Annotated in this window: 10 protein-coding genes; 5 read left to right on the forward strand and 5 right to left on the reverse strand. The window is 73.3% G+C overall.

Annotation, left to right across the window (positions count from 1 at the left end; translation table 11 throughout):
- Window positions 1-68 precede the first annotated feature (68 nt).
- Entirely contained in the window at window positions 69-446 is a 378-nt protein-coding gene (locus tag ACFWP2_RS06080; protein WP_380448956.1) for a WhiB family transcriptional regulator, read from the reverse strand.
- A gap of 316 nt (window positions 447-762) precedes the next feature.
- Window positions 763-1,473 (reverse strand): DUF1707 domain-containing protein, encoded by a 711-nt coding sequence (locus ACFWP2_RS06085; RefSeq protein ID WP_380448958.1) that lies wholly within the window; start codon window positions 1,471-1,473, stop codon window positions 763-765.
- A gap of 207 nt (window positions 1,474-1,680) precedes the next feature.
- On the opposite strand from ACFWP2_RS06085, the gene ACFWP2_RS06090 reads away from it, so the two are divergent.
- On the forward strand, window positions 1,681-3,348 hold the full coding sequence (locus ACFWP2_RS06090; protein ID WP_380448780.1) for a fumarate hydratase: 1,668 nt from the start codon (window positions 1,681-1,683) through the stop codon (window positions 3,346-3,348).
- A gap of 127 nt (window positions 3,349-3,475) precedes the next feature.
- On the opposite strand, the gene ACFWP2_RS06095 is transcribed toward ACFWP2_RS06090, so the two are convergent.
- The gene (locus ACFWP2_RS06095; protein ID WP_380448782.1) at window positions 3,476-4,234 is read right to left on the reverse strand and encodes a GntR family transcriptional regulator; all 759 of its coding nucleotides are present in this window, start codon (window positions 4,232-4,234) and stop codon (window positions 3,476-3,478) included.
- Window positions 4,235-4,374: 140 nt separating this feature from the next.
- Between ACFWP2_RS06095 and ACFWP2_RS06100 the strand changes: the two genes are divergently transcribed.
- Window positions 4,375-4,650, forward strand: a complete 276-nt coding sequence (locus ACFWP2_RS06100; protein ID WP_380448785.1) for a hypothetical protein — start codon at window positions 4,375-4,377, stop codon at window positions 4,648-4,650.
- A 183-nt stretch (window positions 4,651-4,833) separates the two neighbouring features.
- Here ACFWP2_RS06100 and ACFWP2_RS06105 read toward each other — a convergent pair whose 3' ends face one another.
- Window positions 4,834-5,112 (reverse strand): hypothetical protein, encoded by a 279-nt coding sequence (locus ACFWP2_RS06105; RefSeq protein WP_380448787.1) that lies wholly within the window; start codon window positions 5,110-5,112, stop codon window positions 4,834-4,836.
- 214 nt (window positions 5,113-5,326) lie between these two features.
- Here ACFWP2_RS06105 and ACFWP2_RS06110 point away from each other — a divergent pair, with 214 nt between their 5' ends.
- From ACFWP2_RS06110 to ACFWP2_RS06120, 3 genes are all read left to right on the forward strand, one after another.
- Window positions 5,327-8,281 (forward strand): BTAD domain-containing putative transcriptional regulator, encoded by a 2,955-nt coding sequence (locus ACFWP2_RS06110; RefSeq protein WP_380448789.1) that lies wholly within the window; start codon window positions 5,327-5,329, stop codon window positions 8,279-8,281.
- Window positions 8,282-8,761: 480 nt separating this feature from the next.
- Window positions 8,762-9,526 carry a methyltransferase domain-containing protein gene (locus ACFWP2_RS06115; protein ID WP_380448791.1) on the forward strand — a complete coding sequence of 255 codons (765 nt, stop codon included), beginning with the start codon at window positions 8,762-8,764 and terminating at the stop codon, window positions 9,524-9,526.
- A gap of 83 nt (window positions 9,527-9,609) precedes the next feature.
- On the forward strand, window positions 9,610-11,493 hold the full coding sequence (locus tag ACFWP2_RS06120) for a SpoIIE family protein phosphatase (RefSeq protein ID WP_380448793.1): 1,884 nt from the start codon (window positions 9,610-9,612) through the stop codon (window positions 11,491-11,493).
- 48 nt (window positions 11,494-11,541) lie between these two features.
- Here the strand turns inward: ACFWP2_RS06120 and ACFWP2_RS06125 are convergent, their stop codons facing one another.
- Window positions 11,542-13,728, reverse strand: coding sequence for an MMPL family transporter (locus ACFWP2_RS06125; RefSeq protein WP_380448796.1), 2,187 nt, complete (start codon window positions 13,726-13,728; stop codon window positions 11,542-11,544).
- Window positions 13,729-13,793 lie beyond the last annotated feature (65 nt).

The raw sequence follows: 13,793 nt of genomic DNA on the forward strand, positions 1-13,793 counted from the left end.
CGCGGCCCCGGCGGAATCCCCCTCCGCCGGGGCCGCGGTGCTCCGCCGTCCCGCTCTCGGACCCGCCGTCACCCGGCTATCCGGCGCCGCGCGACCGTCGTCACCCGGGCCGTCTCGCGCAGCTCCGCCTCCCGGCGCCGCCGCCGGGTCAGCACCACCCGCCGCTCGGCGGCCGTCAGCCCGCCCCAGACCCCGTACGGCTCCGGCTGGGCCAGCGCGTGCTCGCGGCACTCCAGCAGCACCGGACAGCGGGCGCACACCTGCTTGGCCTGCTCCTCGCGCGACAGCCGGGCCGCCGTCGGCTCCTTGGAGGGCGCGAAGAACAGCCCCACCTCGTCCCGGCGGCACGCGGCACCGGTGTGCCAGGGATTGTCCTCGCCCGCGGGGGAACCCGCCTGGCCGACCGGGGGCTCCGGCCGCGGCCGGACGCCGGGACGGCGCTCCAAGACCTGCGCAGCGGCGACTGGCGAGGTGGTGCGGGACTCGATCGGATGCAGCACGGCCGTACTCCTGACGAGGCTCTCGGACACGGGGATCCCTCGCTCCCCCGCCGGCCGCGAGCCCCCGCTGTCCAACTCCGGCACGGCCGCTCGGCCGCCTCCGGTGCGCAGCCGTCCAAGAAGCGATGTGCGGAAGGAACTACCCACCCGGCCGCGATTCATGCACACTGCACGCAATCGACTACGCAGAGCACCCGGCCACAACGCCGAGCGCCCGACCGGGAGTTGGTCCCCGGCCGGGCGCTGCGCAGGTCAACGAAGGTCAGTCGGTGCCGAGTTGGCGGCGCACCCATTCCTTCAGCTTCTTGCCCCGGCGCGGCTTCGCCTCGCAACCGCCGAACAGCGCAAGGCCCTTGATCCGGACAACCGGAGCGTACGGGTCCGCCGCGGTCGTCTCCCGGACGTCGAAGCCGCCGAAGATGCCGATGCCGGACCCCTGCAGGCTCACGTTCTCCGGGACCCTCACCTGGACCCCGCCGAAGATCGCCGTCACCGTGATCTCCACCTCGGGAGACTCGAACACGGCGTCGGTCAGGTCGATGTCCACCCCGCCGAACGCGGCGAAGGCGCTCAGGTGCGAGCCCACCCGCCAGCGGCCCTTGCGGGACGCGCCGCCGAAGATCGCCACCATCGTCGGGGACTCCTGGCGCGCGGGCGGCAGCGGCGGCGGCCCCTGCGGGGTGCTCAGCGGGGCGCTCAGCGGCTGCTTCTCGAAGGACAGCGGACGGGCCGGCAGGTCCCGGGTCAGCGGCGCGAGGTCCCCGAAGGTCTTCGCGGCGTAGGCGGCCTCGATCCGCTCCGCGTGCTCCTCCGCGTCCAGACGGCCCTCGGCGTAGGCGTCCCGCAGCAGCTCCGCGACCTTCTCGCGGTCGGCGTCGGACACCCGCAGGTCCGCCTCCGCGACGGGCGCGTGCGGCCGCGCCGCGGCCTGCGCCCCGGGCCTGGGTTCCGGCTTGGATTCGGGCTTGGTCATCGGTACGGGCGCCGGCACCGGCGGCTGCCCCGAGTCGTCGTGCGACGGCGAGTTGTCCACGGGGTCAGCCTAGTCGCTCGCACTCCTGCGCGAGTGAGCCCGGTCACGCAAGGCTGCCCTGTCCTCATGCCGGCTCCCGCCGGGTCCTACCCTGGATGCTGCTTCGCCGACGCAGCCGGACCAACTGGACAGCTAAGGACCGCCCCCATGGCTCCCACGCCAGACTTCGAGTACAGCGACCTGCTCCCCCTGGGCGCTGACCCGACCCCGTACCGCAAGCTCACCTCCGAGGGTGTCTCCACCTTCGAGGCGGGCGGTCGCACCTTCCTCCAGGTCGAGCCCGAGGCGCTGCGGCTGCTGACGGCCGAGGCGATGCACGACATCTCGCACTACCTGCGCCCCGCCCACCTCGCCCAGCTGCGCCGCATCCTGGACGACCCGGAGGCCAGCCCCAACGACCGCTTCGTGGCGCTCGACCTGCTGAAGAACGTCAACATCTCGGCCGGCGGCATCCTCCCGATGTGCCAGGACACCGGCACCGCGATCGTCATGGGCAAGCGCGGCCAGAACGTGCTGACCGAGGGCGGCGACGAGTCCGCCATCGCGCGCGGCGTGTACGACGCGTACACCAGGCTCAACCTGCGCTACTCCCAGATGGCCCCGGTGACCATGTGGGACGAGAAGAACACCGGCAACAACCTGCCGGCCCAGATCGAGCTGTACGCCACCGACGGCGACGCCTACAAGTTCCTGTTCATGGCCAAGGGCGGCGGCTCCGCCAACAAGTCGTACCTGTACCAGGAGACCAAGGCCATCCTGAACGAGGCGAGCATGCTCTCGTTCCTGGAGCAGAAGATCCGCTCGCTGGGCACCGCGGCCTGCCCGCCGTACCACCTGGCCATCGTGATCGGCGGCACCAGCGCCGAGTTCGCGCTGAAGACCGCCAAGTACGCCTCTGCGCACTACCTGGACAACCTGCCGACCTCGGGCGACGCCAAGACCGGCCACGGCTTCCGCGACCTGGAGCTGGAGGCCAAGGTCACCGAGCTGACCCAGAAGATCGGCATCGGCGCCCAGTTCGGCGGCAAGTACTTCTGCCACGACGTGCGCGTGGTGCGCCTGCCGCGCCACGGCGCCTCGCTCCCGGTCGCGATGGCCGTCTCCTGCTCCGCCGACCGCCAGGCGCTCGGCAAGATCACCGCCGAGGGCGTGTTCCTGGAGCAGCTGGAGACCGACCCGGCGAAGTACCTGCCGGACACCACCGACGAGCACCTGGACGACGACGTGGTGCGCGTCGACCTCGACCAGCCGATGTCCGCGATCCGCGCCGAGCTGTCCAAGTACCCGGTGAAGACCCGGCTCTCGCTCACCGGCACCCTGGTCGTCGCCCGCGACATCGCCCACGCCAAGATCAAGGAGCGCCTGGACGCCGGCGAGGGCATGCCCAAGTACCTCCAGGACCACCCGGTCTACTACGCGGGCCCGGCCAAGACCCCCGAGGGCTACGCCTCCGGCTCCTTCGGCCCGACCACGGCCGGCCGGATGGACTCCTACGTCGACCAGTTCCAGGCCGCCGGCGGCTCGATGGTCATGCTCGCCAAGGGCAACCGCAGCAAGCAGGTCACCGACGCCTGCGCCGCGCACGGCGGCTTCTACCTCGGCTCGATCGGCGGCCCGGCCGCCCGCCTCGCCCAGGACTGCATCAAGAAGGTCGAGGTGCTGGAGTACGCCGAGCTCGGCATGGAGGCCGTCTGGCGCATCGAGGTCGAGGACTTCCCGGCCTTCATCGTCGTCGACGACAAGGGCAACGACTTCTTCCGCGAGACCACCGAGGGCCCGCTGATCACCAACCTGCGCGTCCGCTCCAAGGAGTAGTCCCGCCGGGGACCAGCCCCGCAACACCCCCGAACCGCCCCGGCCGCCCCGCGCCCGGGGCGGTTGTGCGTTCCGGCGCGTTCCGGGCGTCGCACCCGGCGGCGCCGGGGCCGCGCCCGGACGGCGCTCAGGCGTCGAAGTCGTACTCCAGGACGTAGGAGGCGGCGTCCAGGGTCATCTCGTTGAGCTCGACGACCTGGCCCTCGTCGGCGAAGGCGGTGCGGCAGATCAGGATGACGGGGGTGCCGGCGGACAGCTCCAGGCGGGCGGCCTCGTCCGCGCCGGGCATCCGGGAGCGGACCTCCTCGCGGAAGTGCACGGGCTTGGCGCCGATCTCGGCGAGCCGGGCGTAGGTGCCGCCGGGGCCGGTGTCCTCGCGGGTGATCGCGGTGCCCGCGACCAGGAGGGCGGGCAGGTAGGAGGTCGAGAGCAGCACCGGCTTGCCGTCGAGGACGAAGCGGCGGTGCCGCACGCACATCGGGGCGCCCGGGTCGACCCCGAGCACCCGGGCCACGTGTTCGGGCGCGCCCTGCTCGGTGACGGACACCTGGTCGACCACCAGGCTGCGGTTGTCGATGTCCGCCGACCATATCGACCGGCCGGTCCCCCACTGCCCCTGGGCCAGCCGCTGGATGCCGCGCCGGCGCAGCGGCCGGAAGTCCCGGACGAACACCCCGGCGCCGCGGCGCGCCTCGGCGAGGCCCTCGCTCTGCAGCACGCCCAGCGCCTGGCGGGCGGTCATCCGGGCCACGCCGTACTCGTCCATGAGGTCGTTCTCGCCCGGCAGGCGGTCGCCCGCGCGGTACCGGCCGGCGTCGATGGCCGCCTTCAGCGCGTCGGCGATCCGCTGGTACTTGGGCTGCTTGTCGCCACTGCTGCCGGTCATCGCCGCTTCTCCCTCTGCCTCGGACAAATCGTAGGCGTGCCCGCGGTCGCCGGTAAGGAGATACGACCGTTGACATCTCTAGAGATATTAGCTTCTCTAGAGATGCTGACCAGTCGCCGACCAGAGCGAGGAGCAGCACGGTGAGCACCCGACAGCGCAACGCCCCGGCCTACCGGCCCCACGTGGGTGAACTCGTCCTCGACCGGAGGACCGGACGCACCGGCATCTACATGGACACCATCGGCGGCGAGCACTACCTGCGCCCCGAGCCCGGCGGCCGGGAATGGACGGCCGACCCGCACCAGGTCGCTCCCGCCCCCGGGGCCGGCGATTCAGCCGAATACGATCTTCCTCGGCAATTTCGGCGGAACGCGGGCAAACGGCAACATTCCGACCACCGCAATAGTCCCGGATGAATCCGGAATTCCGGAACGCCCCGCGTCCGCCGTCGGGCACGTTACGGATATCGCCGGTCACCATGAGTGCACCACGGGCACGTTTCGGCCACCCGGTTGACACCTACGGGGAATTGGCGTGCCCATAACCGCCGGTGCCCCCGCGCCCGGACGGGGGCGACGGGGGCACCGGGGTGCGGCCGCTTACGCGTGGCCGAAGACGATGTTCTCCGGCTCGTACTTCTTTCCCGGCTCGCCGCTCTCCGGCGTGGCGGGGCTCTCCAGGTGCTCGTCGCCGAACAGTTCGCTCTCGATCGCGCTCTTCTGCGCGTCGGTCGGCACGGCGTACTCGGTCGGGTTCGAGGTCGCGGCCACCGCGCCCTCGACAGCCGTGCCCGCCTCCACAGCGGCGGCCGGGGCCTCGATCTTCGTCCCGCTCTCGGGCGTCGACGGCACCGGGGTCTCGCTCTGGTCGTTGGCCATTGGGCGGCCGCCTTTCGGTCATCAATTGTGTTCAGCCCGACCTCCATGGCGCGGGCGCGGGGACAGTATCGTAGGGTTGATTAAATGTCCGATAAACACCGTGCGGCTTGCGGTGCCGTCCGGCAGAGTCGGGCGTCCGCCTAAGCTGAAGCACCGCGGCGGACCGCCGAGCGCCCTTTCACGAAATCGACACCACAGGCCATCGGGGGACTTCATGGAGTTTCGGGAGACGCCGCGACCACCTGCGCTGCGCTTCCAGGTCCTCGGTCCGGTCCAGGCCTGGCTCGACGGTGCGCCCGTCCCGCTCGGCTCCCCCCAGCAGCAGGCCGTCCTGACCACCCTCCTGCTGCACGCCGGACGCCCGGTCACCACCCAGGACCTGGTCGACGCCCTCTGGGGCGACCGGCCCCCGACCCAGGCCGTCGCCGCCCTGCGCACCTACGTCTCCCGGCTGCGCTCCGTCATCGAGCCCCGCCGGGAGGTTCGCCGGCCCTCCGAACTGCTGGTCTCGGTCGCCGACGGCTACGCCCTGCGCATCCCGGGCGAGGCCCTCGACCTGGCGGTCTTCGAGCGGCTCTGCGCCGAGGCCGCGGCCGCCCGGGCGAACGGCGACAAGCAGGAGGCCCACCGGCTGCTGGCCGAGGCGCTGGGCCTGTTCAGCGGCCGCCCGCTCACCGGCATCCCCGGCCCGTACGCCGACATCCAGCGGCAGCGGCTGGCCGAGCGCCGGGTGGCCGCCGCCGAGGACCTGTGCGCCGCCGCCCTGGACACCGGCCGGCACGCGGAGATCGTCGGAGAGCTCAACAACCTGACGACGGAGCACCCGCTGCGCGAACGGCTGCGGGAGCTGCTGATGCTGGCGCTGTACCGCTGCGGCCGCCAGGCCGAGGCGCTCGGCGTCTACACGGACACCCGCAAGCTGCTGATCGAGGAACTCGGCGTGGAGCCGGGTGTCGGCCTGTCCACGATGCACACCCGCATCCTCGCGGCCGACCCGGCGCTCACCCTCCCGGCCATGCCCGAGGCGGCGGCGAAGGACCGTCCCGCCGCCCCACCGCCCGCCCAACTCCCGGCCGACGTCCTGGACTTCAGCGGTCGCACCGAGCTGGTGAGCGACCTCTCCACGGTCCTGATGAACGCCACCGGCCAGGCCGTGGTGGTCACCTCGCTGGCCGGCATCGGCGGCGTCGGGAAGACCACCCTCGCGGTCCACGTCGCCCACCGCGTCCGGGCCGAGTTCCCGGACGGGCAGCTGTACGTGGACCTGCGCGGCGCCGGCGCCGCACCGGCCGACCCGGTCGTCGTCCTCGGCGACTTCCTGCACGCCCTCGGTGTCACCGAGAACCCGGAGTCGATGGAGCAGCGCGCTGCCCTCTACCGCTCGCTGCTCGCCAACCGGCGGATGCTCATCCTGCTGGACAACGCACGGGACGCCGACCAGATCCGGCCGCTGATCCCGGGCGTCTCCGGCTGCGCGGTGCTCGCCACCAGCCGCTCCCGGCTCGCCGGCATCCCCGGCGCACAGCTGTTCGACGTCGAGGAGTTGACGCCGAAGGAGGCGCTGGCGCTGTTCTCGGCCATCGTCGGGGAGCAACGGGTCGCCGCCGAACCGGAGGCCGCCATGGCGGTGGTCACCGCCTGCGGGTTCCTGCCGCTGGCCGTTCGCATCGCCGCCGCCCGGCTGGCCAGCCGGCCGCGGTGGAGCGTCTCCGACCTGGCCCGTCGGTTAGCCGACCAGCGCCACCGCCTGGACGAGCTCCAGCTCGGCAACCTCGCCGTGGAGACCACCATCGGGCTCGGCTACGGACAGCTGTCCACGGCCGAGGCCCGCGCCTTTCGGCTGCTCGCCCTGATCGACTCCCCCGACGTCCCGCTCGCGGCCGCCGCGGCACTGCTCGGGGTGGACGAGTACACCGCCGAGGACCTCGCCGAGGCCCTGGTCGAGGCGAACATGCTGGAGTGCTTCACCCCCGGCCGCTACCGCTACCACGACCTGCTCCGGCTCTACGCCCAGCGGCAGAACGACCGGCTGGGCGACACCGGGGAGCAGGAGCGGGCCGTCCAGCGGCTGCTCGACCTGCTGATCCCGACCGTCCGCAACGCGGCCCGGGCCATCGAACCGGACGACACCGAGCCCGAACTGCTCACCACGCCCTCCTCGTCCGGGATCGGCCTGGCGACCAGCGGCTCCGCCCAGTCCTGGCTCCGCGCCGAGAGCGCCCTGCTGCTCAACTCCGTGGCCGCGGCGGCGAACGGCCCGCGGCTCTCCCAGCACGGGGCGATCGACCTGCTGATCCTGCTGTACGGCCTGGGCCCGGACCCGACCCACGGCCCCCAGGTGCGGCCCGTCCTGGAGGCCCTCGGACGCCACGCGGAGCTCCGCGAGGACTCCGCCGCGCTCGCCCGGGTGCACTTCGCCCTGGGGGCCCTGAACTACGTCACCAGCGACTTCCAGGGCGCCGAGCACTCGCTGCGCCGCAGCCTGGACCACCAGTCCCCGGACGACCCGACCGTCCAGCTGCTGGCCACCGCCAACATGCTGGGCGTGATCCTGAGCCTGGGCAACCGCCCGGCCGAGGCCCTGCCGTTCATGGAGCGGGCCCGGGCCACCAGCCAGGCCGTCGGCGCGCCGACCGCCGAGGCCCGCATCGTCAGCAACATGGCCCGGGCGCAGCACCGGCTCGGGATGACCGAGACGGCCGTCCGGTCCGCCGGTGACGGCGTCGCGGCCGCCCGGGAGTCCAAGAACGGCCCGCTGCTCGCCCAGACCCTCTACCAGCTGGGCGTGGTGCTCTCCGGCGGCGACGCCGTCCCGCACCTGCGCGAGGCGCACCGGCTCTACCAGTCGCAGCAGAACCCCCTGTGGGAGGGCTACACCCTGGCCCGGCTCGCCTCCGCCCTGTTCCGCGCCGAGCAGCCCGCCGAGGCGGCCTCGGCGGCCGGCGAGTCGCTGGCGATCGGCCAGGAGCTGGGCTCCGCCTACTGCCAGGGCCTGGCGAACGCCGCGCTGGGCGAGGCCCTGTTGACGCTCGCCCAGCCGGCCCGTGGACTCGCCTGCCTCCAGGAGGCGCACGCGATCTTCACGCGGCTCGGTGTGCCTGAGGCCTCCCCCGTGGCGGACCTCATCTCCCAGCAGCACACCGAGCCCCTCTCTCCCCCCGCGCCGTAGGCCTCCGCTCCCCCACGGAGACCTTCCCCCGTTCCGCGCGTCGGCGCTCCCGCAGCCCCCCGGCTGCGGGAGCGCCCTCAACGCTTCCCCGGCGCTGGACTCCACTGTGCACCGGGGCGATTGACGTTCAATAAACGTCAGATAGTCAGCCCGCCGATCGACAAAACCGCAGGTCATCGACGTTCTCCTGGCGCACCGTCCGGCGTGCGGCGCCGCGCGCACAACCCCTCCCGCACCCCCGTGCTTCCGCAACTCCGGCCACAACCGCCCAAGCACGGCGAGTTGGCCGGAAAGGGACCCCACGGCACCGTGATCACGCATATTCTCAGATGCCAGTACGCACACGAGTGTCTGCTCGGATGAGCATCGGGGCGCGGTCCGTCCGTGTGGTGCGGAGAGCGTGACGTACCGCCACCGGCAGCGGCCCGCGGGGCCGCGGAGGAGCCACCGGAGGCCACGGGTGGAAGGGTGCCTCGCAACGTGACGACCGGACAGATATCGGACCCGTTCCCCGTCGGCGAGGACTCCGACGACGGGGAATCCGAGGTACGGCGGCGGCGGGCGGCCCGGGCACTGCAGGCGGTCGCCTTCGACACCATCGGCACGGGGTACGGCGAGGCGTTCCCCGCCAAGGCCGGGCAGCTGGCCTGCGGCCGGCTGCTGCTCGCCGAGCTCGAACCCGGCGCCCGGGTCCTGGACGTGGGCTGCGGCACCGGTGAGCCGACCGTCCGCCAGCTGGCCGCCGGCGGTCTGCGGGTCACCGGCGCGGACCTCTCCGACGGGATGCTCGCCCTGGCCCGGCGGACGGCCTTCCCGGGTGTGCACGCACCGGAGTTCCATCGGATCGACCTGTACGATCTGGCCACCGAACGTGCGGACCTGGTCTGGAACGCCCCCGGACTGGGACGGGACGGCCGGGGCCGCTTCGCCGCGGTCACCGCGTTCTTCTCGCTGATCCTGCTGCCGCAGGACGAGATCCCGACCGTGCTGGGGCAGCTGCGCGAACTCCTGCGGCCCGGCGGACTGCTGGCGCTCGGTATGGTCGAGGCGGACCTGGATCACGTTCCGCTTCCGTTCCTTGGCAGAGAGCTGCGGATCAGTGGGTATCTGAGGGAGGATCTGGAGCGGGTTCTGGTCTCGGCCGGCTTCGCCGTCGAGGAGTGCTCGGGGCATCCGTACGCACCGGCCAGTACCTCGCTGCCGCCGGAGGAACAGCTGTTCCTGTGCTGTCGACGCGTCGGCTGATCGAACCGGGACAGGACCGGCCGCACCCGCGGCCGGGGCAACAGAACAGCTCACCGACCACACCGAATCCAGGACAGGCAGCCGTGCGCGACCAGCTCAAGACCGAGGCGGAGCAGCCGCCCGCCGTCCCGGGCCAGCGCCGCCAGGTCCCGGCCGCGACACCGGCCCAGGCGACGGCCCCGGCGACAGCCCTGACGTCGGCCCCGGTGCGACGGGCGGGCGCACGGCCGGAACGCACCGAGATGGCGGACCGCCTGGCGTACCTCGACTCGGCGACCCGGCGGATCAACAGCGCCCTCGACCTCGCCGCGACGCTGCGCAACATCGGCCGGGTGCTGGTCCCGACGCTCGCCGACGCCGCCGTCGTCCACCTGCGCGACCCGCTGCCCAACGTCGAGCGCGAGCCCGGATTCCCGGAGGAGCTGCGGATACACCACAGCACCGGCACCCGGATCGGCCGCCGCGGCCGCCCGAGCGGCATGGACGACCGGCGCCGCTCCCGCTACGGCGCCCGCTCGACCGCCGACGGCGGCCCGGCCACCCCGGTGACCCGCGGCGGAGCGCTCGCCCACGCCCTGCTGAGCCGCCGCCCCGCCGAGGCCGCCGTCCTCGGCACCCCCGCCGCCGAACGCGCCGAGACGCTGCTGCGCGAGCTGTACGGCACCCGCGGGGTGGCCCGGCTGGCCGCCGGCACCTCCGTCCTCGCCCTGCCGTTGCGCGGGCGCAAGGCCGTGCTCGGGCTGCTGATACTGATCCGCCGCCCTCCCGAACGCACCGGCCGCCCGGTCTTCGACGCCGCGGACACCGCGACCGCGGCGCACCTCGCCACCCAGGCCGGGCTGGCCGTGGACACCGCGCTGCGCTACGCCCGCGAGTGGGAGATCGCCAACGAGCTCCAGCGCAGCATGCTGCCGCTGCGCCTGCCGCAGTCGCACGGCGTCCGGATCGCCCAGCGCTACCTGCCCGGTGAGCGCGGCGCGCAGGTCGGCGGGGACTGGTACGACGCCGTCCCGCTGCCAGGCAACCGGGTCGCCCTGATCGTCGGCGACGTGATGGGCCACTCGCTCACCTCGGCCGCCATCATGGGCCAGCTGCGCACCAGCGCCCAGACCCTGGCCGCCCTCGACCTGCCGCCGCACGAGGTGCTGTACCACCTGGACGAACAGGCCCAACGGCTCGGCCGGGAACAGCACCTGGCCACCTGCGTCTACGCGGTGTACGACCCGATCGCCAACCGGGTGGTGATGGCCAACGCCGGGCACGTCCCACCGGTGCTGGTCCGCCCGGACGGCACCGCCGAGCTGGTCGAACTGGACTCCGGGGCGCCGATCGGCGTCGGCGGGGTGGACTTCAACTCCGTCGAACTGCCCGCGCCGCCCGGCTCGGCCCTGCTGCTGTTCACCGACGGTCTGGTGGAGACCCGCACCCGCCCGATCAGCGACGGCCTGGAGCTGCTGCGCGCCCGGATCGCCGCCGCCCGCTGGCAGTCCCCCGAGCAGCTGTGCCAGGAGGCGCTGCGGATCCTGCCGCCCGGCGACCGCGGCGACGACATCGCCCTGCTCGGCGCCTGCTTCGACGGCATCCCGGCCGGGGACGTCGCGCACTGGTACCTCCAGCCGCGCAACGAGACTCCGGGCCGGGCCCGCCGGCTGGCCGCGCACACGCTGCGCCGCTGGGGGCTGGACGAGCTCAGCGAGGCGACCGAGCTGATGGTCAGCGAGCTGGTCACCAACGCCGTCCAGCACGCGACCCGGCCGGTCACCCTGAGCCTGGTGCGCACCACCCGGCTGCGCTGCGAGGTCGGCGACGACAGTCCGCTGCTGCCGCGCCCGCGCCGTACCGGGCCGGAGGACGAACGCGGGCGCGGGCTGCAGATAGTGGCCCGGTGCGCGGACCGCTGGGGCGCGACCAGGCTGGGCACCGGCAAGGTGGTCTGGTTCGAGCAGCGGCTGCCCGCCGGGATGTGAGCGGGTGCCCGGCGGGAGCGGATCCCGCCGGGCACCCGGTACGGACCGTCAGACCCCGACCGGATCCTTCCGGGCCGACCGCTCCTCCAGCTCGGCGATCAGCTGCTCGCCCTCCATGTCCACCCGCGGCACGACCTTCTCCAGCCGCTTCGGGAACCACCAGGCGGCCTTGCCGAACAGCGCCATCGCGGCCGGCACCAGCGCCATCCGCACCACGAAGGCGTCCACCAGCACGCCCACCGCGAGGGCGAAGCCGATCGGCTGGACGATCGGGTCGTGGCCGAAGACGAACGAGCCGAACACCGCCACCATGATCAGCGCGGCCGCCGTGACCACCCGGGCCCCGTTGCGCACCCCGGCCACCACGGCCTCGCGCGGCGCCGCGCCGTGGACGTGCTGCTCCTTCATCCCGGAGACCAGGAAGAGCTCGTAGTCCATCGCCAGCCCGAACAGCACGCCGATCAGCAGGATCGGCACGAAGCTCACCACCGGCCCGACCTTGGGCACGTCGATCAGCCCGTCCAGCCAGCCCCACTGGTAGACCGCGACCACCGCGCCGAGCGAGGCGGTGACACTGAGCAGGAACCCGGCCACCGCCTTGAGCGGGACGAGCACCGAGCGGAACGCCAGGGCCAGCAGCACCACCGCGATCCCGACGATCACCGCGAGGAAGGGCGGCAGCGCCTGGCCGAGCTTGGTGGAGACGTCGATGTTGGCGGCCGTGGTGCCGGTGACGGCGATGTCCGCGCCGGTCGCCGCCTTCAACTCCGCCTTCCGGTCGCGGATCTCGTTGACCAGCGCCTTGGTGTCCGCGTGGTCCGGGCCGGTCCGCGGGATGACGGTCACCAGCGCGGTGCGGCTCGCCTGGTCGACGGTCGGCGGCAGCAGCGTCCCGACGCCGTCGAGGGTCTGGAGCCTGGCGGCCACGCCCTGCACCGCCTGCTCGGGCCGCGGCGCGTCGTGGGCGTCCACCACGACCACCAGCGGAGCGTTGAAGCCCGGCCCGAAGCTCTCGCCGACCAGGTCGTACGCCTTGCGCGCGTCCGTCCCGGCGGCCTGCGAACCGGCGCTCGGCAGGCCGAGGTTCAGGCTCGCGGCGGGCACCGCCAGGGCGCCCAGAGCGGCCAGTCCGACCAGCAGGACGGGCAGCGGGCGGCGGACCACGAAGCGGCCCCAGCGCTCGCCCATGGTGGTGCGGCCGTTGGCGGTCAGGGCCCGCTTCCAGATCGGCAGCCGGTCGATGGCCCGCCCGGTGAAGCCCAGGACGGCGGGCAGCAGCGTGATCGCGACCAGGACGGCCACCACGACGGCCCCGGAGGCGGCCAGGCCCATCACGGTGAGGAAGGGGACGCCCGCGACGGCGAGTCCGGCGAGCGCGACGACCACGGTCAGGCCGGCGAAGACGACGGCGCTGCCGGCGGTGGCGGTGGCCCGGGCGGCGGCCTCCTCCGGCTCCAGGCCCTCGTCCAGGTGGCGGCGGTGCCGGAAGAGGATGAACAGCGCGTAGTCGATGCCGACCGCGAGGCCGACCATCAGGGCCAGCACCGGCGCGGTGGTGATGATCTCGAAGGAGCCGGTGAGCGCCAGCAGGCCGGCCATCGTCACGCCGACGCCGGCCAGCGCGGTCAGCAGCGGCAGCCCGGCGGCGACCAGCGTGCCGAGGGTGACCACCAGGACCAGCCCGGCCACCACCAGGCCGACCGCCTCGCTGCCGCCTTCGATCTGGGCCATGGTGTTGTACGCGTCGCCGCCGTAGGCCACGTCGAGACCGGCCGCGCGGGCCGGCTCGGCGGCGGCCTTCACGGCGTCGCGCTGCCGGTCGGTGACGTCGGCGAGCTTGTGGTCGAAGGAGACCAGCGCGAGCGCGACCTTCCCGTCCGGGGAGAGCGCGCCGGTGGCGTACGGGTCCGGCACCGCGGCCACGCCCGGCACCTGGGCGATCCGGGCGACGGCCTCGCCGACCGCCTTGTTCGCCTCGGGCGTCCCGATGCCGCCGGGCGCACCCGCGGCGAAGACGACCTGCGCGGAGCCGTGGCCCTGCGCCGGGAAGGTGTCCTTGATCCGGTCCAGGGTGGCCTGCGCCTCGGTGCCCGGGACCTTGAACTCGTCGGTGGTCTTGCCGGCGAAGGCGCCCGCGGCCCCGCCGATGGCGATGAGCACGGCGATCCAGACGGCGAGGACGGCCCGGCGTCTCCGGAAGCAGTATCGGCCCAGTCGGTACAGGTACGTGGCCATCGGCGGTCCCTCGGTTCGGTCAGGGCAGGTCGCGTCCCACCGTAGACCGAACTTTGTCGGGTGAC

This window comes from Kitasatospora sp. NPDC058444, assembly GCF_042721415.1.
Classification (GTDB): Bacteria; Actinomycetota; Actinomycetes; order Streptomycetales; family Streptomycetaceae; genus Kitasatospora.